This is a genomic window from Basilea psittacipulmonis DSM 24701, assembly GCF_000743945.1.
Lineage (GTDB): Bacteria > Pseudomonadota > Gammaproteobacteria > Burkholderiales > Burkholderiaceae_B > Basilea > Basilea psittacipulmonis.
This window is the reverse complement of the sequence record NZ_CP009238.1, coordinates 1,157,870-1,183,583: the sequence shown is the minus strand read 5'-3', so window position 1 is coordinate 1,183,583 and position 25,714 is coordinate 1,157,870. Positions and strand designations below refer to the sequence as shown.

24 protein-coding genes are annotated in these 25,714 nt (G+C 39.6%); 13 read left to right on the top strand and 11 right to left on the bottom strand.

The window, feature by feature from the left end; translation table 11 throughout:
* Nucleotides 1-93 precede the first annotated feature (93 nt).
* From dut to IX83_RS05095, 3 genes are read right to left on the bottom strand one after another with little or no spacing between them, the layout of a single operon-like run.
* A complete protein-coding gene (dut, locus tag IX83_RS05105) occupies nt 94-540 on the bottom strand; it encodes a dUTP diphosphatase (protein ID WP_038499897.1) in 447 nt (148 codons plus the stop codon).
* A 33-nt stretch (nt 541-573) separates the two neighbouring features.
* Nucleotides 574-1,782, bottom strand: a complete 1,209-nt coding sequence (gene coaBC, locus IX83_RS05100; protein WP_038499895.1) for a bifunctional phosphopantothenoylcysteine decarboxylase/phosphopantothenate--cysteine ligase CoaBC — start codon at nt 1,780-1,782, stop codon at nt 574-576.
* Complete coding sequence (locus tag IX83_RS05095) at nt 1,773-2,441, bottom strand: alpha/beta hydrolase family protein (RefSeq protein WP_038499893.1); 669 nt, start codon at nt 2,439-2,441, stop codon at nt 1,773-1,775. The genes coaBC and IX83_RS05095 overlap by 10 nt, the downstream gene beginning before the upstream one ends.
* A gap of 46 nt (nt 2,442-2,487) precedes the next feature.
* Here IX83_RS05095 and IX83_RS05090 point away from each other — a divergent pair, with 46 nt between their 5' ends.
* Nucleotides 2,488-2,946 carry a GatB/YqeY domain-containing protein gene (locus IX83_RS05090; protein WP_174407398.1) on the top strand — a complete coding sequence of 153 codons (459 nt, stop codon included), beginning with the start codon at nt 2,488-2,490 and terminating at the stop codon, nt 2,944-2,946.
* Between the two features lie 66 nt (nt 2,947-3,012).
* On the opposite strand, the gene IX83_RS05085 is transcribed toward IX83_RS05090, so the two are convergent.
* The 4 genes from IX83_RS05085 to IX83_RS05070 are packed head-to-tail and all read right to left on the bottom strand — an operon-like array spanning nt 3,013 to nt 6,397.
* Entirely contained in the window at nt 3,013-4,830 is a 1,818-nt protein-coding gene (locus IX83_RS05085; RefSeq protein WP_158074702.1) for a PhoH family protein, read from the bottom strand.
* An 11-nt stretch (nt 4,831-4,841) separates the two neighbouring features.
* A complete protein-coding gene (locus tag IX83_RS05080) occupies nt 4,842-5,306 on the bottom strand; it encodes a peroxiredoxin (protein WP_038499889.1) in 465 nt (154 codons plus the stop codon).
* A 21-nt stretch (nt 5,307-5,327) separates the two neighbouring features.
* Nucleotides 5,328-5,960, bottom strand: a complete 633-nt coding sequence (locus IX83_RS05075) for a LysE family transporter (RefSeq protein WP_038499887.1) — start codon at nt 5,958-5,960, stop codon at nt 5,328-5,330.
* A 5-nt stretch (nt 5,961-5,965) separates the two neighbouring features.
* The gene (locus tag IX83_RS05070) at nt 5,966-6,397 is read right to left on the bottom strand and encodes an Mth938-like domain-containing protein (protein WP_038499885.1); all 432 of its coding nucleotides are present in this window, start codon (nt 6,395-6,397) and stop codon (nt 5,966-5,968) included.
* A gap of 130 nt (nt 6,398-6,527) precedes the next feature.
* Between IX83_RS05070 and alaC the strand changes: the two genes are divergently transcribed.
* The 3 genes from alaC to thrC are packed head-to-tail and all read left to right on the top strand — an operon-like array spanning nt 6,528 to nt 10,445.
* Nucleotides 6,528-7,724 carry an alanine transaminase gene (alaC, locus tag IX83_RS05065; RefSeq protein WP_038499883.1) on the top strand — a complete coding sequence of 399 codons (1,197 nt, stop codon included), beginning with the start codon at nt 6,528-6,530 and terminating at the stop codon, nt 7,722-7,724.
* Nucleotides 7,714-9,021 (top strand): homoserine dehydrogenase, encoded by a 1,308-nt coding sequence (locus IX83_RS05060; protein ID WP_038499881.1) that lies wholly within the window; start codon nt 7,714-7,716, stop codon nt 9,019-9,021. Before alaC ends, IX83_RS05060 begins: the two co-directional genes overlap by 11 nt.
* Before the next feature lie 2 nt (nt 9,022-9,023).
* Nucleotides 9,024-10,445, top strand: a complete 1,422-nt coding sequence (gene thrC / locus IX83_RS05055) for a threonine synthase (protein ID WP_038501602.1) — start codon at nt 9,024-9,026, stop codon at nt 10,443-10,445.
* Nucleotides 10,446-10,502: 57 nt separating this feature from the next.
* Here the strand turns inward: thrC and IX83_RS05050 are convergent, their stop codons facing one another.
* Both IX83_RS05050 and IX83_RS08595 read right to left on the bottom strand, forming a co-directional pair.
* On the bottom strand, nt 10,503-10,844 hold the full coding sequence (locus tag IX83_RS05050) for a fluoride efflux transporter FluC (RefSeq protein WP_038499879.1): 342 nt from the start codon (nt 10,842-10,844) through the stop codon (nt 10,503-10,505).
* A gap of 13 nt (nt 10,845-10,857) precedes the next feature.
* A complete protein-coding gene (locus IX83_RS08595) occupies nt 10,858-11,703 on the bottom strand; it encodes a squalene/phytoene synthase family protein (protein ID WP_051919334.1) in 846 nt (281 codons plus the stop codon).
* 67 nt (nt 11,704-11,770) lie between these two features.
* Between IX83_RS08595 and alr the strand changes: the two genes are divergently transcribed.
* The 8 genes from alr to phoU all read left to right on the top strand — a co-directional run bounded on the left by alr (nt 11,771) and on the right by phoU (nt 19,916).
* On the top strand, nt 11,771-12,880 hold the full coding sequence (gene alr, locus IX83_RS05040) for an alanine racemase (protein ID WP_038499878.1): 1,110 nt from the start codon (nt 11,771-11,773) through the stop codon (nt 12,878-12,880).
* 3 nt (nt 12,881-12,883) lie between these two features.
* Complete coding sequence (gene radA, locus IX83_RS05035; RefSeq protein WP_038499876.1) at nt 12,884-14,239, top strand: DNA repair protein RadA; 1,356 nt, start codon at nt 12,884-12,886, stop codon at nt 14,237-14,239.
* Between the two features lie 109 nt (nt 14,240-14,348).
* Nucleotides 14,349-15,449: a polyamine ABC transporter substrate-binding protein gene (locus IX83_RS05030; RefSeq protein ID WP_038499874.1), complete on the top strand. Its 1,101-nt coding sequence runs from the start codon at nt 14,349-14,351 to the stop codon at nt 15,447-15,449.
* A gap of 104 nt (nt 15,450-15,553) precedes the next feature.
* Nucleotides 15,554-16,681 carry an ABC transporter ATP-binding protein gene (locus tag IX83_RS05025; protein ID WP_038499872.1) on the top strand — a complete coding sequence of 376 codons (1,128 nt, stop codon included), beginning with the start codon at nt 15,554-15,556 and terminating at the stop codon, nt 16,679-16,681.
* Nucleotides 16,678-17,571 (top strand): ABC transporter permease subunit, encoded by an 894-nt coding sequence (locus IX83_RS05020; RefSeq protein ID WP_038499870.1) that lies wholly within the window; start codon nt 16,678-16,680, stop codon nt 17,569-17,571. The genes IX83_RS05025 and IX83_RS05020 overlap by 4 nt, the downstream gene beginning before the upstream one ends.
* Entirely contained in the window at nt 17,571-18,395 is an 825-nt protein-coding gene (locus IX83_RS05015) for an ABC transporter permease subunit (RefSeq protein ID WP_051919329.1), read from the top strand. Before IX83_RS05020 ends, IX83_RS05015 begins: the two co-directional genes overlap by 1 nt.
* Before the next feature lie 12 nt (nt 18,396-18,407).
* The gene (rpiA, locus tag IX83_RS05010) at nt 18,408-19,106 is read left to right on the top strand and encodes a ribose-5-phosphate isomerase RpiA (protein WP_038499868.1); all 699 of its coding nucleotides are present in this window, start codon (nt 18,408-18,410) and stop codon (nt 19,104-19,106) included.
* A gap of 45 nt (nt 19,107-19,151) precedes the next feature.
* Nucleotides 19,152-19,916 (top strand): phosphate signaling complex protein PhoU, encoded by a 765-nt coding sequence (phoU, locus tag IX83_RS05005; RefSeq protein WP_236620599.1) that lies wholly within the window; start codon nt 19,152-19,154, stop codon nt 19,914-19,916.
* A 206-nt stretch (nt 19,917-20,122) separates the two neighbouring features.
* Here phoU and IX83_RS05000 read toward each other — a convergent pair whose 3' ends face one another.
* Together IX83_RS05000 and argA are read right to left on the bottom strand one after the other, a co-directional pair.
* Nucleotides 20,123-20,395: an oxidative damage protection protein gene (locus tag IX83_RS05000; RefSeq protein WP_038499866.1), complete on the bottom strand. Its 273-nt coding sequence runs from the start codon at nt 20,393-20,395 to the stop codon at nt 20,123-20,125.
* Complete coding sequence (argA, locus tag IX83_RS04995; protein WP_038499864.1) at nt 20,392-21,783, bottom strand: amino-acid N-acetyltransferase; 1,392 nt, start codon at nt 21,781-21,783, stop codon at nt 20,392-20,394. The genes IX83_RS05000 and argA overlap by 4 nt, the downstream gene beginning before the upstream one ends.
* Here argA and hrpA point away from each other — a divergent pair.
* The gene (gene hrpA / locus IX83_RS04990) at nt 21,772-25,647 is read left to right on the top strand and encodes an ATP-dependent RNA helicase HrpA (protein WP_077315870.1); all 3,876 of its coding nucleotides are present in this window, start codon (nt 21,772-21,774) and stop codon (nt 25,645-25,647) included. The genes argA and hrpA overlap by 12 nt on opposite strands.
* Nucleotides 25,648-25,714: the final 67 nt, after the last annotated feature.

Below are 25,714 nucleotides of genomic sequence, written 5' to 3'. Positions count from 1 at the left end.
TTGTTGTAAGAGGATAAAAGATAAAGTGATGATTATATTCAGGCTACTGAATCGCTAGGGTACCAGTGGATCTTAGCGATTCAGTTTTATGGTTTATTTTCCACCTGTGCTACCAAATCCGCCACTGCCTCGTTCGGTTTTATCAAAATCATCAACGATGTTAAAACCAACTTGAACAACGGGGAGTATTACTAATTGGGCGATTCGTTCCATAGGATGAATGGTAAAAGCAGTATCGGAGCGATTCCATACTGATACCATTAGCTGCCCTTGATAATCAGAATCAATCAGTCCCACCAGATTGCCTAATACAATGCCATGTTTATGTCCTAATCCTGAACGAGGAAGAATCGTTGCAGCATAGTTAGGATTGGCGATATGAATGGCTAATCCAGTTGGAATCAATGTGGTTTGATGAGCTTCTAATGTGATGGGTTCATCGATGCAAGCTCGTAAATCCAAGCCAGCAGACCCTGCCGTTGCATAGGCGGGTAGTTGTTCTTTCATGCGTTCATCTAAAATTTTAAGATCGATTTTCATGTGTTCCTCTATATTGAGTGTTGTACGTCATCATTAAGCTTGAGATCGTAACGATTGATAATAGTGTTCGGCAATAATGTTAATTAAGTTCCGGGCAACAGCTAATTTTGGACCGGGATGAAGATGAATTTTTTCGTTTTCTGTTAGTACCCAAACATCCGTGTGAGGCAAGTTCATGGCATCTTGAGACAGATTGGCAATGATCATAGGAATCTTTTTGCGCGTTAATTTTGCTTGGGCATGTTCAAACAGATCGTTGGTTTCGGCCGCAAAACCTACGCAATACGGCGGGTGAGGAAGTTGTGCGACACTTGCTAAAATATCAGGATTTTCGCCAAACTCAAGATCTAAGCCTATTTTTTGATTCGATTTTTTAATTTTTTCTGAGCGATAGTTCTTGATATACCAATCCGCCACCGCCGCCACGGAAATAAAAATATCACACTCATCGACCGCTTTCATAACCGCTTCATACATTTGTTTAGCGGTGTGAACGTTAATACGCTCAACGCCGTAAGGTTGGGGCAAGGCAGTGGGGCCAGAGATTAAGGTTACTTTGGCACCCGATTCCTTGGCGGCTCGTGCCAGTGCATAGCCCATTTGACCAGATGATAGATTCGATATGACTCGGACGGGGTCAATCGGCTCTTGAGTGGGACCAGCAGTGATTAACACATGTTTTTGTGATAAATACTTTGGTTGGAAAAAAGCAATGATTTCTGCCAACAATTCCTCTGGTTCCAACATTCTGCCAGGTCCATTTTCACCACATGCTTGAACGCCTGAATTGGGGCCAAAAATTTGGCAGCCATCTTGTTTTAATGTCTGAATATTTCTTTGGGTGGCTGGATGTGACCACATTTCATGATTCATAGCAGGGGCAATCAGCAAAGGGCATTTTCCTTTTGCCAGACACATCGCACTTAACAAATCATGGGCCTGTCCATTTGCAAGATTCGCTATGGTATTGGCTGTGGCGGGTGCAATAATAATCGCATCGGCCTGACGGGTGAGATGGATATGTTCCATGGTATCGTGATCGTTACCAATGGTGTCTGTTAAGACGGGGTGGCCACTAAGTGCTTGAAATGTGGTTTTTCCAACAAAATCCTGTGCAGCACGCGTCATCACGACATGTACAGTCGCACCTGCTTGAGTCAATAGGCGTACTAAGTAAGCTGACTTATAAGCGGCAATACCCCCTGTAACACCTAAAATAATGGTTTTTTGGCTTAACTCCATGTCTTGTCATCCTTGGATTGGCTTTTGTGAACTTCGCGAATAATACGCAAAGGAATGGTATTGAGTATGCGTTTTATCATACTTTCAAGGATTTCATCATTAAAAGGGTAAGGATGCTCAAAAATATCATAGGTAAAATCCGTGTCAATTTCTTTGAGATGCTGTGTATCGGCGTGAATGCGAGGTAAAGAAATAAAAGGATTATCTTGGTTGTAAAACAAATGTAGGGTGGTTTGGGCTGAAATATGCTGGGGATAATTAACCAGTAAGGGCATTAAACCAATAAATCGACCAGGCAAAAGTTTCTTTTCAGCGATTAAATCTAGACAAATACTCGATGCAAGCCCCGAACTGATGAGGGCCGTTGCGTCGGATGCAATGTGAAAATGTTCTTGAAGTTTCTTGATGTAATCGACTAATGATTCTGAGTATTTGGAGATTAATGAACGCATCTCCTTTTCTTGGGTGATTTGTTTTTCCTCATCTGTCCATCTTGCCTGAATGAGTGCTATGGCAGCAAAAGGGAAGTGTTGGGTTAATTTTTGCAAAAGTAAGTTAATGGATTCAATGGGAAGATTAGGGTCCATGAACAAGACCAATAACTGTTGTGCCGATTGATGATTAGGTACTAATATATGTTGCGTAAAAATACGATTCATAAATTTTGGTTTACAATAGAGTCAATATTTTTCTTATCTTACCATTATGAGCATGACATTAAAACAAACTTTAAATGAAGCTATAAAAGAAGCGATGAAATCCCGCCAAACAGCGAGATTAGCGACATTACGTTTCTTGAGTGCTGCGATCAAACAAAAAGAAGTTGATGAGCGTGTTGAATTAAATGATCAACAAATTCAACAGATCATCGAAAAACAAATTAAGCAACGTAAAGAATCTATCGCCGCGTTTGAACAAGCGGGACGCGAAGAAAGTGCTGCATCAGAAAGAGCCGAAATCGAGGTATTAAGCGAGTTTATGCCAGAACAGGTTTCTCAAGATGAGTTAAATGCGGCCATTGATGCGGTGGTCAATGAATTAAAAGCCCAAGGTTTATCAGGCGGGCAGGCGATGGGTAAAGCCATGGGCGTGCTAAAAGCCCAGTTTGCAGGCCGTGCAGATATGGCGTTGGTTTCAAAATGGCTTAAAGAAAAATTATCGTAAATAAAAAAATCTCTAATCGTAAATAAGCTTCATCGTGCTTGGCGATTAGAGATTTTTATGCGTATCTTACAGATACTGTTCAGCGTATTCAGCTAATTCCGAACGTTCAGCTTTGGTTAAAATAATATGCGATGCTTTGTCCCATTCTTTAAAACGTTCAACAATATGCGTAATGCCAGAACTACCTTCGGTCAAATAAGGCGTATCGATTTGTGCAATATTGCCTAAACACACGACTTTAGTATTATGTCCCGCACGTGTAATCAGTGCTTTCATTTGTTTTGGCGTTAAATTTTGGGCTTCATCGATAATGATAAATGTATCGGTAAACGTTCTACCACGCATAAAACTCATTGATTTAAATTGAATATGAGCTTGAATTTCTTGTTTGGATGACTCAGAAATAGAAAGATGATTTTTGGTATTTTTGTATAAAAAATCTAAGTTATCTTCCAAAGCACCCATCCAAGGATACATTTTTTCCTCTTCTGTACCTGGTAAAAAGCCAATATCCTCACCCATCGACACGGTGGCTCTCGTGACAATAATTTGTTTATATGTGTGCGTTTCAAGTACTTGAGCAATACCCGCCGCTAAGGTGAGCAATGTTTTGCCTGTGCCAGCACTTCCCAGAATAGTCACTAAATGAATATCAGGATTCATCAGTATATTTAAAGCAAAGTTTTGTTCACGATTTTTGGCGTAAATCCCCCAGACATGGGCTTTTGCTTGTTTTGTGTAAGCACGCAGTTTCTCCAAAATAATGCCATTGGGTGTGATAGATTTGGAGATAGCCTCAATATCTTGGTTATAACAAAGTTGATTGGGATAAATATGTTCAAAAGGGCCTTCTAATTCAAGATAGGTTTTGCCGTTTTGGTGATATTCACGCTTGATGTAAGGAGTAATCGGATCTTCAAGCTGATATTTGCCTGTATATAAAAAGTCTTCATCCATGAGCGGTGACAGATCATTACGATAGTCTTCGGCCTTTAATCCTAACGCGAGTGCTTTGATACGCATGTTAATGTCTTTCGATACTAAAATCACTTCTCGTTTTTCTGTATCATTTAGGCATTTGACCACGCTTAAAATAGTGTTGTCTGGTTTGGTGTGATGAGGCAGAATATGGCTTAAATCAGCCTGCAATGCTTGTGTTTGAAAAAACAATAATCCTAGGGCATCGCTATGACCAATGGTATTTAAGGCAATACCTTGCGTGACCTTATCGATGCTAGAATGCTCGCATAATTTTGCCAACGTTCGACTGACTTCACGAGCGGTTCGAGCAATATCTTTATTCCCTGTTTTGTGATGATCAAGTTCTTCCAATGTAATCATGGGAATAAAGACATCGTGCTCTTTAAATTTAAAAAGACAGCTTGAATCATGCAACAGCACGTTGGTATCCAGAACATAAAGTTTTTTGTGCTTGGATGCCATAGATGGTTTTTTGGTGCTTGTGGGTTTGATAACTTGAGAATCCGTGTTCACGCCAATTGTGGACAATAACTCAGTGGCGGTGTTTCTCATGATACTGATTTTTTGTAGCACTGCTTGGGCATACTGGATCACGTCATCTTTAGCGTCTGAATCATCTTGAAGTTTGTTTAAATCAGCGATGATCTGTTTAACTTGAGATTGAGCATGCGTGATATGTTCAAAAAAAACTTCGTGTTCAGTCGATGCTTTCCCTTGAACCTTAGATTTTTTGGGGTGATGAATTTCTTTTTGTAAGGTTTTAAAATCATGTTCTACTTGTTTTTCCAAGACCATGATTTTGTTTTTCTCTTCTTTGATCAAAGAGAAAGACTGTTTGGAAACAGCTTTAGATGAGGTTTTAACCGTATCGCCCAGGATTTTAGGTTCTAAAGGTAATGGCATATGACATCCTTTTAAATCAGTTCTTGTGCAGCTTGAAGTACTTCTTGTACGTGGCCTGGAACTTTTACGCCACGCCATTCTTTCACTAATACCGCATCATGATTAAATAAAAAGGTACTGCGTTCAATTCCCCAAACTTTTTTGCCATACATATTTTTTTCTTTCATCACAGAAAACATCTGGCAGATTTCTTTTTCAGGGTCAGCAATTAGCGGAAAATTTAACTGATGTTTTTGATCAAAATTTGCATGAGTTTTTACGGTATCCTTTGAAATACCTATCACTTGAATATTCAGCTTTTTAAAAGCCTCTAAATGATCTCTAAAGTCTTGGGCCTCTGTTGTGCAACCGGGCGTATTATCTTTGGGGTAAAAGTATAAAACCGTTATTTTTCCTTTAAAATCGTTTGAACTGATGTCTCCGAATTGAGTTTGAGCTTGAAACGTAGGAACTTTTTTTCCGATTTCAACTGACATAATGATTAGCCTCCATTGTTATCAAAATAATAAAAATAATTCTTTCAATCCACTATAAATCAACCAAATCCCAAAACACAAGAAAATACAACCCGCCAGATTATCAATGCGTCTGCTGTGTTGATAGTAGAATGATTTGGCTATTTTTCGTGAAAATAATAATGCCACTAAATAAAAATAAGCAAAGGTTTCTATCACAATAATCGCAAGTGCGATAAGAATATGTTCAGGATCCTTTATATCACCAAGTATATTGGACATCACACTGGCAAAATACATGATGGCCTTGGCATTTGAAAGATTGACAAATAGGCCTTTGAGGAATTCTTTTGTCAGTGATTGATGTGGTTTGGATAGAACAGGGGCTTGGGCATCACTGATATTGTTTTTGACATTGATGAGTTTTACCCCCAAGTATCCAATATAGGAGCCACCTGCCAACATTAATGCACCATGTAAATTCGGGTAGGCATGCATTAAAAGTGATAAACCAAGCGTGGCTAAAGTGGCCCAAAACAATACTCCTGCTGTAATGCCGAGTATATTAGCTAGAATAACTTTTTGTGTGTGTTTAACGGCCACTCGGCTGACATAGAAAAAATCAGGTCCTGGCGTTAATAAACCAAAAAATTGGATGATGATGAGATTAAGCATAAACGTTATTCGATAAATAAAGCTAGTACAATATCACGCCCCTCAGACATCAGGATATTATAGGTTCGAGCCGCTGCTTGTGAATCCATGGTTTCGATACCAATTCTGGATTGTAAAAAAGGGGCTGTGATATGAAGCGGTAAAAAACGTTGGGTCTTGCCTGTGCCAATAATCATCAACTCAGGACCGTTTTCATATCGTTTTACCTGATCCTCTAAAAAGTCAAAAACATCTGAACTAGCATGGGTGACACCTGCAATTTTTTCTAACATATCAAGATTGATGTCATCCAATGAACGAATATTCCATTCTTGGATATTTCCATTAGGACGTAGAAAAACAGGTTGGTGGAATTTTTGGGCGTTGATTTCTATGAAACCATTTCCGTAGGCGGTAATCGTATTAAGATGAGGCGTTAATTCTTGTTGCAGTAACACAAATCTTTCCAATAATAGTCAAAAATAACACATTATTTTATAACGTATAGAAGATGAGTTGCCCAAAATTGTTGACTTGTGCTAGATTAGTATCTTTGTATTAACTTAATAGAATAATAGGTAACAAATTATGCGTCATTTCCCTCGTATTGATCGCCTGCCTCCTTATGTATTTAACATTATGTCTGAGTTAAAGATGGCTGCACGCCGTCGAGGTGAAGATATTATTGATATGTCAATGGGTAATCCTGATGGTCCTACTCCTGCACATATTTTGAAAAAAATGCAAGAAACCAGTATTCGTCCAGATACACACGGGTATTCTGCTTCTAGAGGGATTCCTCGCTTACGCAAAGCCATTTCTGACTGGTATCGCAGACGTTATGATGTCACGATTGATCCTGATAGAGAAGCGATTGTGACGATTGGTTCAAAAGAGGGATTGGCACATTTGATGTTGGCCACATTAGATCACGGTGATACGGTGTTAGTGCCTAATCCTAGTTATCCTATTCATATCTATGGGGTGGTGATTGCAGGAGCGAGCGTTAGATCGGTACCCATAAAACCGGGGAAAGATTTTTTTGCAGAAATTGAAAAAGCGGTTACTGAAACGATTCCTAGACCTAAAATGATGATTCTCGGGTTCCCAAGTAATCCGACCGCCCAGTGCGTAGATTTAGCATTTTTTGAACGTATTGTGGAATTAGCAAAACGTTATGACATTATTGTGGTGCATGATTTAGCTTATGCGGATATTACCTTTGATGGTTATCAAGCTCCGTCTATTATGCAGGTGCCAGGTGCTAAAGATATTGCGGTTGAGTCTTTTACTATGAGCAAAAGCTACAATATGGCAGGTTGGCGAGTCGGTTATATGGTGGGTAACCAAGAGATTATCGCTGCATTGGCACGTATGAAAAGCTATAATGATTATGGCACGTTTACGCCGATTCAAGTGGCGGCTATTGCTGCATTAGAGGGTCCACAAGACTGCGTAGAAGATATTCGTAGCACTTATCAAAAACGTCGTGATGTATTGTGTAAAGCCTTGCATGATATTGGATGGAATGTAGAAATTCCAAAAGCCTCAATGTATATTTGGGCAGAAATTCCAGATTTTTACAAATCATTGGGGTCGTTGGAGTTTGCTAAAAAACTACTACAAGAGGCTAAAGTAGTGGTTTCTCCAGGTATTGGCTTTGGCGATTATGGTGATGATCATGTTCGTTTTGCTTTGATTGAAAATGAACAGCGTATTCGTCAAGCAGTGCGTGGTATTAAAGAAATGTTTCGTAAAGATGGTTTTTTGAAAAATGACAAATAAAATTAAAGTTGGGTTATTAGGGTTTGGTGTCGTCGCAGGCGGTACATATGATGTTTTAAAACGTAACGCTGATGAGATTACGCGTCGTGCAGGCAGTAACATCGAAGTGGTGCGTATTGCCACACGTACGCCTTCAAAAGCCATAGGACACGTTGATGAACATATTCCTGTAACAGATAATATGGAAGATGTGATTAACGATCCGAATGTCGATGTTGTGGTGGAGCTGATTGGTGGGACGACCACGGCCAAAGACATTGTGATTAAAGCGATTGAAAATGGCAAACATGTCGTGACGGCTAATAAGGCGTTGCTCGCACATTATGGTAATGAAATTTTTGCTTTGGCTGCTGAAAAGAAAGTGATTGTGGCGTTTGAAGCGGCGGTTGCGGGCGGGATTCCGATTATTAAAACCATGAGAGAAGGGTTAACGGGAAACCGCATTCTATGGTTGGCAGGCATTATTAATGGCACCACTAATTTTATCCTGAGTGAAATGTACAAAAAAGGGTTGGCATATGAGCAGGTGTTGTCTGAAGCACAGCGTTTGGGCTATGCAGAAGCGGATCCGACCTTTGATGTTGAGGGCATCGATGCAGGACATAAGTTATCGATTTTAGCGGCCATTGCATTTGGGATTCCCGTGAATTTTAAACATGTTTATACTGAGGGCATTAGAGAGATTCAAGAAAAAGACATTAGTTATGCTCGCAGATTGGGTTATCGTATCAAGTTGTTAGGGATTACGAAACATCGTGAAGAGGGGATTGAGATGAGAGTGCATCCTACGCTCGTTTCCCAACAACAATTATTAGCCAGTGTAGATGGGGCGATGAATGCAGTTGTCGTGGATGGTGATGCAGTAGGTCAAACGCTATTTTATGGACAAGGAGCGGGTTCTGAACCCACTGCTTCTGCGGTCGTGGCTGATTTAGTCGATGTAGCCAGAATGTTAAATGCCAATCCTGAACATCGAGTACCTGCATTGGCTTTCCAAGCTCGTTCTTTGCGTGATATTAATTTACTCCCCATGCAAGAGGTGATTAGCTCGTATTATTTGCGATTTACGGTAGTTGACCGTCCTGGCGTACTTTCAGAGGTTACTGAAATTTTGGCAAAAGGCCGTATTTCCGTGAAAAGTATGTTGCAAGATGAGGAACATGATGGTCAAGCAACGATTATTATTTTGACGCATCGTGCCAAAGAAGGGGCCGCAAATGAAGCGATTAAGGATATTGAGTCATTAAGTTGCGTGAACTCAAAAGTCGTTCGCATTCGTATGGAGAATTTTGTATGACGATGAATTATATATCCACTAGGGGACAGGCAAAAGGCCAACAGTTTTGTGATATTTTGCTTGAAGGCTTGGCCACAGACGGAGGTCTGATGATGCCTGAAAAGATTCCAACCGTCACGGCTTCGTTATTGGAATCATGGAGAGGCTTGGATTATCCTAGTTTGGCGACAGAAATTTTATCTTTGTATATATCGGATATTCCTAAACATACTTTGGCTGAATTGCTAAACAATACATATCAAGCAAAGGTATTTAATGCTAGCTCTACGAGTGAGATGGTGCCTTTAAAAAAATTATCTCACGGCATCTTCTTATTAGGCTTGTCAGAGGGGCCTACCCTAGCTTTTAAAGATATGGCTATGCAGTTTTTGGGACATATTTTTGAGTATGTATTGACCCAAAAAAATGAGCAGATCAATATTCTCGGGGCCACTTCAGGTGATACGGGTTCGGCTGCTGAACATGCTTTGAAAGGCAAAAAAGGCGTGAATGTCTTTATGCTATCGCCTTATGGCAGAATGAGTGATTTTCAACGTGCCCAGATGTACAGTTTGACCGATAAGAATATTTTCAATATCGCTATCAAAGGGGTTTTTGACGATTGCCAAGATATTGTGAAAACGTTAAGCGGTCACGATCAAACTCGTCAAGAACTAAAGTTGGGAGCGGTTAATTCTATTAACTGGGCCAGAATTGCTGCACAGATTGTTTATTATTTCTGGGGTTGGTTACGTGCAACAGATGCTACAGGGGCCAAAGAAGTGTCTTTCTGTGTACCATCTGGAAATTTTGGTAATATCTTTGCTGGCTTTATGGCTCGTCAAATGGGGTTACCAATTCGTCGTTTAGTGTTAGCCACAAACGAAAATAATGTGTTGGATGAGTTCTTTAAAACAGGGATTTATCGCACCCGTTCATCGGCACAGACTTATGCCACCTCTAGTCCCTCAATGGATATTTCCAAAGCATCTAACTTTGAGCGATTTGTGTTTGAATTGCTTGATAGAGATAGCACCAAATTAACTAATCTATGGAATAAATTGTCAACAGAAGGTTATTTTGACTTATCGTCATACCGACCTTTATTTGAATCAAAATATGGATTCCAATCAGATAGCAGTACTCATGCCGATCGAATCCAGACCATTCAAACGGTTTGGAATGAAGATAAGGTAATGATTGATCCTCACACCGCAGATGGTGTGAAAGTAGCTCGACATTATCTTGAGAAAGATGTTCCCATGTTGGTGTTGGAAACGGCCTTACCTATTAAGTTTGCGGCAACTATTCAAGAGGCGATTGGCGTACAAGTTCCTTATCCTGAGCATTTGAAGCATTTATTGGACTTGCCTCAAAAAGTGGATGTCTTAAACAATAATGCCCAAGATGTAAAAGCCTATATGGAAAAACATTTATTTGGCTAAGGTTCTAAATTTGAAGACCAATCTCATTTATGACACTGTCTGAGTGAGATTGGTTTTTTACAGGAATTGTTTGCCTAGATATAAGCCTAATGCAGTCAACGATAATGTGATAACAAGACTTGCTAGAATATAAAGTAAGGCAGATAGTAGTTGACCAGCCATGATAAAACGAATGGATTCAGCCGAGAACGTGGAAAAGGTGGTGAATGCACCTAATACGCCTGTGATGGCAAATAAGCGAAAGGTGTCTGATCCAGAAAAACAGAGTAATAATCCAATGAGAAAGCCACCCATAGCATTAGCCGTGAGCGTTCCCCAATAACTCGGTATCAACAACGAAATACTATAACGACCGATTCCGCCAAGCATGGCACCGAGTGCGACTGCAAGAAAATTCATGTGTTCCTCTTATTTAAAAATGGCTATTTTTCCAAGCCATCCAAAGTAGTTTCATGGGAGAAAGTGTGACTTGATGTTTAAGCACTTGCCAATGGTCTTGTTCTAATTTTTTCAAAGTAAATAAACTAGCCCGTGCGATATATCGAATAAAACAACGCTTATCTTTTGGGAATTTTTTTAGTTCTTTAATACCTGTTGTCAAGGTGTTTTTAAGCGTGGTAGCGAGTGTTTCGCAGATAGCCTGAATTTCAGGTGATTGCTCGTAATGAAGTAATTGGGCGGGTTTGAGTTGTTTTTCTTTAAGCATGTCAATGGGCAAATAAATATATCCTTTAGCAATATCTTGTCCCATTTTATGCAACTTTTCGGTAAGTAAAGCAGCTTCTCCTATGGATGCGATCAGTAAGTGATCAGCATGAGAACTAGCGTGATGAAGTAGGCCTGAAACATAGGCCAAACAAATAAAATAACTTTGTCCATACAGCCCTAAATATTCCCCAAGCTCGGTGAAATCTTGATATCGATTTTGGTTTAAATCCATTTCATATAAATCAATGATTTTTTCCAAATGTTCTTTGGGTAAGACAGAGAGATAAGGATATAAGGCTTGTACAACGGGGTGTTCTGCTTTTTTTTCGTATAACTTTTCAATTTCGTGTCGCCACCATTGTAATTTGACCTTGGCCAAATTAGGGTCAGAAACTTGACGTACTTCGCTGATTTCCTCATTTAGTGTGTATAAAACAGTCAGTAAGAATTGTTGCGTTTCCGGTGCAAAACGAATGGCATAATACATAATGGAAGCAAATTCTGGGAATTTAAGATAGGGTGGTAAACGAGTGTCAGTAAAGTTTGTCATAGTGGCGATGAAATGAATTAGACATTGCATTATAATCTTTGCATATTGTAAATGATAGAGATCGATTATGCCACGTCCGATTAAAGCTCAAATCAACCTTGCAGCTATGAAACATAATTTATCCGTATTCAAACAAGCATTGCCGGCAGATAAGAACGTATGGGCCGTTGTGAAAGCAAATGCGTATGGGCATGGTATTGAACAGGCTTGTCAAGGCTTTGCAGAAGCTGATGGATTGGCGATGTTGGATATTCAAGAAGCCAAAAAATGTCGAGAATATGGCTGGAAAAAGCCTATTTTATTATTAGAAGGTATTTTTGAACCAGCGGATTTAGATAGAGTGCAACAATATGATCTGACCATTAGCATTCATCAAACTCGTCAAATAGAATGGATAAAACAAGCTGTGATTCACCATCCTATTCGTGTGGCGATAAAAGTTAACTCAGGCATGAATCGATTGGGATTTACTCATGCTAATTTATCGCAAGCCTATACAGAAATTAAACAGCTTGAACAGTTAGGAAAAGTTTCAAGTATTGGTGTCATCACACATTTTGCTCGTGCAGATGAAAAATGTTTAGAGCATGCAAAAAAACAATTATCAACTTTTCAAGAAATGATTGCTGGCTTTGATTGGGACTGGATAAGCTGTTGCAATTCAGCGGCGAGTTTGCAACTGCCAGAGGCGGTTTCACTAGGACAATGGGTGCGTGCTGGTATTAGTTTGTATGGATCCAATGCCTTAGCCTATGATGAGACAGATTGGTTAAAGGTGCAAGCCGCCATGAATCTAGACGCTCAAATTATCGCCATTCAAGATGTCTGTAGTGGACAGGCAATCGGTTATAGTGGCCTTTTTGTAACAAAACGGGCTTCTCGTATTGCGGTGATAGCTTGTGGTTATGCCGATGGTTATCCAAGGGTGATTGGAAAGGGGGCTAACGTGCGTATATTAAAAGGTGGTGTTGCTCCGATTGTCGGTCGTGTGTCCATGGACATGATGACGATAGACGTTACTGATTTGCCTCAAGTAAAAGAGGGGGATTGGGTTAGATTATGGGGGCAAGGAGGTCCTAGTATTGATGAAGTGGCTCAACAAGCAGGTACATTAGGATATGAATTAATGTGTGCATTAGCAAAAAGAGTGCCAGTGGAAGTGATCACAAAGGAGTAAAAATTGGCTAAGAAAAAAACGCAATTTGTCTGTCAAGCATGTGGTGGCGTAACGAATAAATGGCTTGGTCAATGTACGCATTGTCATGCTTGGAATACGATTGAAGAGGTGGCCGTTGCAGTCGAAACAAGCACTCAGAACCGTTTTTCTCATTTAGCAAAAAGTTCGGGCATTATTAATTTATCAACGGTGACACCACAGGAAGTCACGCGTATGAAAATTGGTATTGCAGAGCTTGATCGTGCTTTGGGCGGAGGCATTGTACCAGGTGGGGTTACGCTAATAGGTGGCGATCCAGGAATCGGTAAATCGACTTTATTACTACAGTCTCTCTGTTATTTATCGGAACAATATGCCACTTTATATGTGACGGGCGAAGAGTCCGCTGAACAAGTTGCATTAAGGGCCCAACGTTTGGAATTGGATACCAGTCATGTTCGCCTGATGGCAGAAATTCAGTTGGAAACCATCGAACAGGTATTAGAAACCGAACATCCCAAAGTGGTGGTCATCGATTCGATTCAAACCTTGTTTTCAGGTGAATTGTCCGCAGCCCCCGGTTCTGTTTCTCAAGTCAGAGAATGTGCTGCACGTTTAACTCGGATTGCTAAACAACATGGCATTTCATTAATTATGATCGGCCATGTCACTAAAGATGGTGCTTTAGCAGGGCCTAGAGTATTAGAACATATTGTCGATACGGTGTTGTATTTTGAGGGAGAGGGAGATTCTACCTATCGTTTGATTCGTGCTATCAAAAATCGATTTGGTGCGGTCAATGAATTAGGGGTCTTTGTGATGACGGAAAAAGGACTAAAAGGCATTAATAACCCCTCCGCTATTTTTCTCTCACAATACGATCATTCTATTCCGGGATCATGTGTGATGGCGACTCAAGAAGGCACAAGACCGTTGCTGGTTGAAATTCAAGCCCTCGTGGATACCACCCATGTGCCTAATCCTCGACGTTTGAGTATTGGTCTAGAGTCTAGCCGACTAGCGATGTTATTGGCTGTATTAAATCGTCATGCGGGTATCAGTACCTTTGATTTAGATGTATTTGTTAATGCCGTAGGTGGGGTGCGTATTCAAGAAACCGCCGCGGATTTACCCATTTTATTGGCGATTATTTCTTCGATGAAAAATCGTCCTTTGCCCAAAGGTATGATAGCTTTTGGAGAAGTGGGCTTATCAGGTGAAATTCGTCCTTCACCCCGTGGGCAAGAACGTTTAAAAGAAGCGGCAAAACTAGGATTTTCTATTGCCTTGGTGCCTAAACATAATGCTCCCAAACAACCGATAGAGGGCTTGGAAATTAGGGCAGTAGGAAGATTAGAAGAAGTGTTAAGTTATCTTTAACATTACTTTTCAGAAAATAAAATTATTTCTTTATCTCGATAATTTTTTATGTTTTAATTGCAATAGTTTTATATCCCATCAAACACAGAAAACTTTTGGAGGTTGTAATATGAAAAAAACACTAAAACTTGCTGTGATGGCTGCATTAAGTGTTACCATCCTGGGGACAGTACAAGCAGAAGATAATGTGGTGAATGTTTATAACTGGGCGGAATATACAGCACCTGATACATTGCCAGGATTTGAGCGAGAAACAGGTATTAAGATTTCCTATGATACCTACGACTCAAATGATATTTTACAAGCCAAACTTTTAACGGGAAACTCTGGCTATGATGTGGTGGTGCCTTCCACACATTATGCAGCAAGACAAATCCAAGCTAACTTATTTCAAAAGTTAGATAAAGAAAATATGCCAAATTTAAAAAACCTAGATCCTGCTATTATGGCGATTGTGGCACAGGTTGACCCTGGTAATGAATATCTTGTGCCATGGGGATTTGGTACTAATGGTCTTGGTTATAATGTTACTAAGGCTAAAGCTATTTTAGGTGAAGAGGCTGATTTGGCTAACTGGGATATTTTGTTTAAGCCTGAGAATGCTGAGAAATTCAAATCATGCGGTATTTCTGTGTTAGATGAGCCTGCTCAAGTGATACCAGCAGTATTGCACTATATCGGAAAAGATCCGAACAGCAGCAATCCTGATGACATTAAAGCAGCCTTTCAGGTGTTAAAAGCCATTCGTCCATATATTCGCCAATTTAGTTCGTCAGGTTATATTGATGAATTAGCCTCTGGTGATTTGTGCTTGGTTTATGGCTTTAACGGCGATGTGATGATTTCAGCCGATCGTGCCAAAAAAGCAAAACGTGATTATGTAGTGGATTACTACATTCCAAAAGGTGGTGCACCAGTATGGTTTGATACGATGGCCGTTCCTAAAGACGCTCCTCATCCAGAAAATGCGATGAAATTTATTAACTACATGGAAGATCCAAAAGTTCACGCGGCGATCACGAATGAAATGTTTTATCCAAATGCTAATGCAACGGCACGTCAGTACATTGTTCCTGAAATTGCCAACAATAAACAGCTATATCCTGATGAGGAAGTTGCAAAAACATTATTTGTGATTAAACCACAACCGATGAATATTTTGCGTCTTGAGACAAGACTTTGGTCAGATCTAAAAGCTGGCAAACTATAGTCTAAATCAAGGTATAATAAATTATAGTTTGAAGTACGTTTAAAAGTGCCTTATTTACGAAATGGTTAAATAAGGCACTATGCTTATTATAAGGTAGAGAAACGATGAATGATATAAGCATGAGTTCACAAAATGAGGTCACCCCTGACGAGTTTGTGAAACTGGTTGATGTGGTAAAAATTTTTAACGATACCGTTGCCGTAAAATCGGTTAATTTGGCGGTGGAACGTAATGAAATTTTTGCTTTATTAGGTAGCTCAGGTTGTGGAAAATCTACTTTGCTAAGAATGCTAGCAGGTTTTGAGACACCTACATCAGGACAAATATTTTTAGATGGCGTAGATATTACCGAAGTACCTCCTTATAAACGTCCTGTCAACATGATGTTCCAGTCTTATGCTTTGTTTCCTCATATGACAGTGGAGGCGAATGTCGCCTTTGGTTTAAAACAAGAGGGCGTGGATAAGGCAGAAATTCATGATCGTGTTTATCATGCGTTAAATTTGGTACAAATGGGGGCTTATTCTAGACGTAAGCCTCATGAGTTATCGGGTGGCCAACAGCAGCGTGTTGCCATGGCAAGAAGTTTAGTAAAACGTCCTAAATTACTGCTTCTTGATGAGCCGATGTCAGCATTAGATAAACAAATCCGTCAACAAACACAGATTGAACTGGTCAGAATTATTGAACAAGTAGGCGTGACTTGTATTATGGTGACTCACGATCAGGAAGAAGCGATGACCATGGCGAATCGTTTGGCGGTGATGACAGATGGCCAAATTATCCAATGTGGTACCCCACAAGATATTTATACTTATCCCAATTCTCGTTTCGTGGCTAGCTTTATCGGTAAGACAAATATTTTTACGGGACATATTGTGGTGGATGAGCCTGACCACGTGTTGATTGAGTCAGATGAATTGATGAAGCCTTTGTACATTAGTCATGGTATTTCTGAACCCTTGGGCATGGAAGTGTATGTCTCTATTCGTCCCGAACAAATTCGCGTGTTAAGAGAAAATCCAGATGATGAAAATAATATTGGACATGGCATGGTGACTCACGTTGCTTGGATGGGAAGTTATACCTTGTATCAAGTAAGACTGGATTCAGGCAAAGTGGTAGAAGCATGTGTGCCAAGTTTAAGTTTGATGGAAGGCGACTATCCTGGGGTAGATGATGAAGTGTATCTTGTTTGGGGACCTGACAGTGGTACGGTGTTAGCAAAATGAGAAACTTTAAATTTAATCGCGATATTTTAGCCATATTACCGCCATATCTATGGTTGATAATATGTCTATTTATTCCTTTTATTATCGTTTTGAAAATCAGTTTTGCCGAATCTTTATTCGGTATCCCACCTTATGGTCCTTTGGTTCAAATACATGATCATGTGTTGAATATTAGCCTGCATTTTGAAGGCTTTTCCATGATGCTGGATGATTCGATGTATCTGATGGCGTATTTGAATTCCTTGAAGATGGCATTGATAACGACCATTATCTGCATTTTGATCGGATACCCCATGGCGTATTACATTGCTCGTTCTCGTCCTAGTATTAGAAATATACTGATGTTGGCGGTTATTCTGCCATTTTGGACCTCTTTGTTGTTGCGAGTATATGCATGGGTGGGGATTTTAAGAAATGAAGGTTTGTTGAATAAATTACTGATGAGTTTGGGACTGATTGCACAGCCATTAGAAATTTATCGCACCGATATTGCCGTTTATATCGGATTGATTTATACCTATTTGCCTTTTTTCATCCTGCCACTATATACGAATTTAGTCAAATTGGATCAGCGTTTGTTAGATGCGGCCTATGATTTAGGGGCAAAACCTTGGCGTGCGTTTGTAAGCATTACCTTACCTTTGTCCATGCCAGGCGTGATTGCAGGTGCTATGTTAGTCTTTATTCCTGTCGTCGGTGAGTATGTTATCCCTGAATTATTAGGCGGTAGTAATACGTATATGATCGGTCGAGTGATGATGAATCAATTTTTTAGTGATTCTAACTGGCCTGTAGCGGCGGCTGTAGCGGTCGTGATGATTTTAGTGTTATTGATTCCTTTAGCGATATTCCAATACAACTCGCTAAAAACCAATAGGGGGACTCGATAATGGCAAAGAAAAAATATTATGCTAGTCACCGTGATAATCGCTTTTTGAAATATTGTTTTCTTGGCTTTGGTTACTTCTTTTTGTATGTGCCGATTATCAGTTTGATTGTTTTCTCATTTAATGAATCCGCGATAGGTAGTACGTGGACGGGTTTTTCATTGAGATGGTATGAAAAATTATTCAATGATAAGGAATTGTTGTCTGCGGCTTATTTGTCACTCGAGGTGGCTTTTTTAAGTGCGACGGCTGCAGTTTTTATCGGTACTTGGGCCGCTTATGTATTGGTTAGAAAAAATACCTTTAAAAGTATCGGATTATTTATTGGTTTATTAAACTTACCTTTAGTTATTCCCGATGTTATTTTAGGTATTTCCTTACTCTTAATGATTATTGAGTTAAGAAATATGTTTGGTGTGCCTGAAGCGAACGGTGTCTTTACGATTTGGTTAGGACATGTGACATTATGTGTAGCCTATGTATCTGTCGTGGTTTCTTCTCGTATTAGAGAGTTAGACCGTTCTTTAGAAGAGGCTGCTTTAGATTTGGGTGCAAAACCATTAACGGTATTTTTTAAAATTATTCTACCGTTGATTTTACCTGCACTTATTTCTTCATGGTTATTAGCATTCACTTTATCATTGGATGATGTGGTGATTGCTTCGTTCATGAATGGGCCTGGTTACACCACCTTACCTGTAGAGATTTTTTCTCGTGTTAGATTGGGATTAAAGCCAGAAGTCAATGCTTTAGCAACGATATTAATTTGCGTGGTTGGGGCGTGTGTCATTATCGGAAACACCTTGCAAAATCGAATTAAACGTTAAGGAAAATAGAACATGTTAACTCAAGATCAATTAAAACAAGCTGTCGCTAAACAAGCGTTATCGCATATTCGTCAGCACTTGATTCAAGATGCGATTATTGGAATAGGAACAGGTTCTACGGCTGATTTCTTTATTGATGCCTTGGCTGAACATCGTCATGCTTTTCGTGGGGCGGTAGCTAGTTCGGAGCGTAGTGCAAAACGTTTAGCCATGCATGGTATCCGTGTCTTTGATTTGAACGAAGTAGATGAGCTTGCAGTTTATGTCGATGGTGCCGATGAGATTAATGCAAAACTTGAAATGATAAAAGGTGGCGGAGGTGCTTTGACAAGAGAAAAAATTGTCGCCAGTGCCTCACATCATTTTGTGTGTATCGTAGATGAATCTAAAGTTGTCGATAATTTAGGAGCCTTTCCTTTGCCTATTGAGGTATTAGCGATTTCAAAAGAAGTGGTGTCGCGTCAGTTATACCAATTAGGTGCGACTGAAGTGATCGAACGAAAAGACTTTCTAACGGATAATGGTCATCCCATACTCGATGTTAAAGGTTTAAAAATTGAAGATGCTGCTCGTTTAGAAGCACAGATTAATGATATTCCGGGTGTGGTCACTTGCGGTCTTTTTGCGATACGTCCAGCAACAGTGGCTTTGGTAGGGACTCAAGAAGGTGTAAAAATTATCGGTCAGACAGCTGATCCTAGATATGCGTAATATGCTTTTACGTTAAACTCGTAGTATGATTGCTTGGAGAAAGATATGCCCATGGTACATTACAATTCTCGTTTTGATAATGAATTATCAAAAATTTATTCCCAGTTTTTAGAAATGGGAGGGTTGGTTGAGGCCATGATTAATGGCATCTTGGAATCCCTAAGTACAAAAGATGATAGTGTTATTGAACAGATTTATGATCTAGAAGAACGTGTCAATAACATGGAAGTTGAAATTGATAACGCCATCATTCAGTTATTTGCTTTGTTTCAACCTACTGCCGTTGATCTTCGTGGGGTGATCATGGTCTCCAAAATGAATACGGATCTAGAACGTATGGGAGATGAGGCATATAAGATTGCAAAAATGATTGCCCAGCTACATGAAAAACGTGTGGAACTGTCATCAGAAGTGGATATTGAGCATATGGCGAGTATGGTTAAGAATATGCTCAGACAGGTATTAGATGCTTTTGCAAGAAGAGATCCGATTGCCGCTGCTGAAGTGCTAAGAAGCGATAAATCAGTGGATAAAGAATGGAAAGGGATTATGCGAGAGCTGATTACCTATATGATTGAAGATCCTCGAAATATCTCTGCAAGTATCGATATGATTTTTATTGGACGTTCTTTTGAGCGTATTGGAGATCATTGTACGAATATGGCAGAGGGTATTATTTACATCGTTCAGGGATCGGATGTTCGTCACAAAAAGGTTAAAAAAGCAGAAAAAGTCGCTCGTCGTGAAGCTCCGGGGACTAAATCAGGTTTAACAGAAGAGGAAGAAAACGTTCCCGAAAGTCTGTTTTAATGCGGATACCAAAAAGTCACTTGAATAAGGTGACTTCTGTGTTAAGTACTGATGTTGAAGCATAAACGATAAGCTTGGAAGTACTAACTTCATGCTCAACGGGTTGTTCTGGCTGATGTTGAACAGTACACGATAAGCTTAAAGGCGTAGCGATGTTAATGCTGATACAGCGAAACAAAAAAGCGGTCTGAATGACCGCTTAAAATTTACTGAGAAGGGGGAACGTAACCTTGTGCTTCTACCTCCGCACCACCAAATAGATAGTTTTCCATTTGTTGTAATAAATATTTTCTGGCACGGGAATCAGCAAGATTAAGACGATTTTCGTTAACTAAACGCGTTTGGACCTGTATCCATTGCATCCACGCTTCTTTTGAAATTTCACGCCAAATGCGAACACCAATTTCACCAGGATAGGGTGGAGCAGCTAGTCCTTCAGCTTCTTTTTTGAGTTTTACGCAGTGAACCATTCTTGTCATGATATTTCCTTCATAAGTTGTTTAATAAAAATTAGACTGTTTCGAGAGTGATTGTACACAGCTTGTTTGGGCTTTGGCAAATCAGAAATAGTGCCTTTGACAAATCCGCGTTTAACAAACCAATGTGATGTTTGGGTCGTTAGCACAAATAGTTTTTTGATACCGAGTGCCCTAGCTTTATGTTCAATATGATGTAATAGTAATTCGCCCTCACCATGCCCTTGCCATTCTGGATTGATAATCAAACAGGCCATTTCAGCCATATCGGATTCTGGGTAAGGAATTAAAGAAACGCATCCATATACCACGCCATCATGTTCTAGCACGGTGAAGTATTTGAGGTCTCGTTCAATGACGCTTCTGCCTCTGGGAACAAGCGTACCATTTGCTTCTAAAGGTTCGATAAGTTGAAGAATGGCACCAATATCTTTAAACGCTGCAGGACGCAAATCATCTAATTTGTCCTCGACTACCATGGTTCCAACACCATCATGCGTAAAATGCTCCAATAGCAATCCGCCATCGATTTCAAAAGGAATGAAGTGGGCCCGTTTTACGCCATTTTTAACGGCATCAGAAGCGTATTTCAAAAAGATTTTTGCTTCTTCATCGGTGATGTCATTCAGTAATTTTTCTGCTTCAGGTCGAGGAATTTCGGTAATAATCTCGTTTTGCTCGTCTCTTAATAAAATATTTGGAGGTGTTAAAAAGACCAAACGATCGGCTTTTATGGCTTTAGCGACTGAAGTGGCAACTTCTTCCATACCGACATTGAACGCATCACCTGTAGGCGAAAATCCAATAGGTGACAGTAAGACAATAGAATTAGGGCCTAATGCACGGTTGATGGCTTCGACATCTACTTTGCGAACAACGCCCATGTATTGGTAATCAATGCCATCGATAATACCTTGAGGTTTAGCAGTAATAAAATTACCTGAAACCACCAAAATATGAGAGTTTGACATAGGTGTATTGGGTAATCCGCGACTAAAGGCGGCTTCAATATCTAAGCGGATTTCGCCTGCTGCTTCTTTGGCACACTCAAACGCCTGTTCATCAATGGGGTGAGGTTTTTTATTAAAAATGGGCGTTAACCCTTTGATCTCCATTTGTTCATTTGATTGAGGTCTAGAGCCATGAACTAACACCAATCTAACCCCTAATGAATTCAGTAGCGATAAGTCGTTGACCAAAGCATGAAGTCGTCCTGCTTTGATGAGATCGCCTCCAAAACCAATGACAAAAGTTTTTCCTCGAATGTTGTGAATATGCGGTGCTACCTCTCGAAACCAACGAACGAACTGTGCCGGTGATGATATGGGGGCATCCGCAGCAGAAAAGGTTTCATGATCAGTAGATGGTTGAATAGGGTAATGATTGGTCATGACAGAGATTCCCATAAAAACGTCATTGAACAGATTTTAAGTTGCCTATTTTACCAAGATTATAGTCTATGGGATAATAGTGTGTTTAGAAAAAATAAATCAAATATGATGTTACCAACGATAGAATATGACGATAATTTGCCTGTAGTAGGGATGCTTGATGAAATTAGAATAGCGATTGAAACTCATCAAGTGGTCGTTATTTGCGGTGAAACAGGTTCTGGAAAAACGACACAAATTCCTAAGCTATGTCTGCAAATCGGTAGAGGGGCAAAAGGAAAGATAATTGGCCATACGCAACCAAGACGGCTAGCAGCGACTTCAGTGGCGAAACGGTTGGCTGCAGAATTGAAGTCTGAATTAGGTCAATGGGTCGGCTATCAAATACGGTTTCATGAAAAACGCAGTGAACAGACCAAAATAAAGCTGATGACAGATGGCATATTATTGGCTGAATTGCAAAATGATCCGCTGTTAAAACGTTATGACACCATTATTATCGATGAAGCTCATGAACGCAGTTTAAATATTGATTTCTTATTAGGATTTCTGAAACCTTTATTAAAGAAACGTCGTGATCTTAAATTAATTGTGACCTCTGCTACGATTGATGCACAACGCTTTGCCCAGCACTTTGAGGAAAATAATAAAAAAGTGCCGATTATTGAGGTATCGGGTCGTTTATATCCTGTCGAAATTCGCTATCGTCCTGTTAATTTTGGAACCGATACCACTGCAAGCGAAACAGATGAAGAACGTGATTTGATGGATGCTATTGTGGATGCGGTGGATGAGTGTATTCATCATGGAACAGGTGATATTTTGATTTTTTTGCCAGGTGAACGTGAAATTCGAGAAGCTGCTCAAGCCTTGCAAAAACATCATTTATCTGGTGCCTTGATTCTACCTTTGTATGCCAGATTATCCCAACAAGAACAGGAACGTATTTTTAAAGTGGATAGTCAGTTACGTAGAATTATTTTGGCAACTAACGTGGCAGAAACTTCTTTGACTGTGCCAGGTATTCGTTTTGTGATAGATAGTGGTTTAGCTCGAGTCAAACGATATTCTTTGAAAAATAAGGTTGAACAGCTTGAGATTGAGCCGATTAGTAAAGCATCGGCTAAACAAAGAAGTGGACGTTGTGGACGACTGGCTGAAGGGGTGTGCATTCGACTTTATGATGAAGAGGATTATGAGAAACGCCCTGAATTTACAGATCCAGAGATTTTGCGAAGTTCGTTAGCTTCCGTTATCTTACAAATGAAAGCACTCAGGATTCACGATGTCGAAAGTTTTCCTTTTATACAAATGCCCAGTCGTCGAGCTTTTTCAGATGGTATGGCTCAGCTTCGTGAATTAAATGCCTTAAATGATAAGAATCAATTAACCCCTATTGGTAAGGTTTTATCCAGTTTACCGCTGGACCCAAGAGTGGGAAGAATGATCTTGGCGGCTAAGGAAAATCAAAGTCTGAAAGAAGTTTTGGTGATTGCGTCGGCATTAACGATTCAAGATCCGCGTGAACGTCCTCTAGAACAGAGAGATTTGGCACAACAGCTACACGCTAAATTTCAAGATGATCAATCTGAATTTATGAGTTATTTAAAACTCTGGGATTGGTATCATGATGCGGTTAAACACAAGGATTCTCAACGTAAATTACAACAAAAATTAAAAGACAATTTTTTATCTTCTTTAAGATTAAGAGAGTGGCATGATGTACATTCGCAGATTTTGACTTTGATTAAAGAACGAGGATGGCGTGTTAATGAGCTTGCAGCCACCTATGAACAGATTCATACCAGTTTAATGGCTGGCTTATTAGGTAATTTGGGTTTGAAAATACTGACGGAAGAGGTTCCTCAACAAGCCTCTTATCAAGGTGCCAGAGGTATCAAATTCACGATACATCCCTCATCAACGTTAAGAAAAAAAGCAGGTAAGTGGATTATGGCTTCTGAGTTAGTGGAGACGAGTAAATTGTATGCCCGTTGTATCGCTAATATTGATCCTAAGTGGATAGAGGGAGTTGGCGAACACTTGTTACAAAAACACTATTCCGATCCACAATGGTATGCTAAACAAGGTCAGGTGCTGGTTAATGAACGAGCCACTTTGTATGGATTACCTATTTATACAGGCAGAAAAAGACAACCCGTCGATATTGAACAGGCTCATGAAATCTTTATACGCGACGCATTGATGACGGGAGATATACAAACAAACTTGCCGTTTTTAAAACATAATCAGAAAATTATCGATGAAGTTGAGCGTTTGGAACATCGCTCTCGCAGACAGGATATTTTGGTGGATGATGCCTTAATTTTGAATTTTTATAAGGAAAAAATTCCCTCACATATCCATAAAACAGTTGCGTTAGAAAGATGGTATAAACAGTTAAATGAGGAACAAAAGAAAACATTATTGCTGAGTAAAGAAGATTTGATGCGTCATGACGCACAAGGGATTACCAGTGAAACATTTCCCAAAAAATTAAATTTAGGCGAACTCAAACTCTCGTTAAGTTATCATTTTGAGCCGGGCTCTCCCAAAGATGGTGTCACGGCTACCGTTCCTGTTTATGCCTTAAATCAACTATCGGATAAACCTTGTACTTGGTTAGTACCGGGGATGCTAAAAGAAAAAGTATTGGCCTTATTAAAATCATTGCCCCAGAAATTAAGAAAGTCTTGTGTACCGCTACCCGATTACGCGGAAAATTTTTATCATCAGTATTTTGATCAGCAAGATTTAAAAATGGATAAATCATTGGTGCAAGCATTATGTGATGATATTTACGAGAAGAAACGAATTCACGTCACTGTGCATGATTTCCAAGAATCAAGCTTGCCACCTCATTGTTTTATGAATTTTAAAATTGTTGATGAACACGGACGCATGCTATCGGCTGGAAGACATCTGGATATGTTAAAAGCGACTCATGGTCATTTGGCACGTGAAAGTCTGCAACAGCTTGTTCATAAACAGTCTGACTTGGATAAGATTAAAAAAGATCGTATTGTGACATGGGATTTTGGGGCGATGCCAGAGATCTTAGAAATCCAGAAAAATCACCAAACCCTAATGGGTTATGCAGCCTTGGTCGATCATGGTGATCATTGTCAAATGGATGTGTTTGATGAACAAGCACAGGCAATGATCGCACATCAAAAAGGCTTGCTAAGATTGTATAAACTTGCTTTAAAAGATCAAATCAAAGGGTTATTAAAACAAATCCCTCAACAAGACAAATTAGGTATGTTGTATTTGTCTTTTGGGACTTTGGATGACTTAAAAGAAGATATTTTAGATGCCGCATTAAAACATTTAGGATGGGGAGAATCCTTGCCTCATGATGAAGAAAGTTTTCAATTAAAAATCATGGAAATCAAACAGCGTTTGGGGCTGTTCATTCAAGAAGTCGCAAAATTAACCTTGACGATCTTAAATGATTATGCGATGGTTCAAAAAAATATATCTTCCATTAAAGCCTTTACTCAGGCACAAGAAGATATAAGTGAAAATTTGAAATTGCTGGTGTTTAAAGGCTTTTTATCCAGTACACCATTTGAGCAAATAAAACATCTCCCGCGTTATTTGCAAGCTACGCTAAGACGTATCGACAAAATCAAACAAGATCCCGCAAGAGACCAAAAACTAATGTCAGAATTAAAACCTTTATGGCAAATGTATGGACGTAAAAAACAAATGCTCAAAGGTAGGGTAGATGACCATCTAGAGACTTTTTTCTTTATGTTGCAAGAGTTAAGAGTGATGTTGTTTGCACAAGAGTTAAAAACGCCGATGCCAGTGTCGGTAAAACGTTTATACAAAATGTGGGAGAGTCTCGGTTTAGCTTAATAGACGGATAATGTCAGTATTTACAAAATTCATGATAGGTGCTGGTCATAATCCTTTAAAATATAAG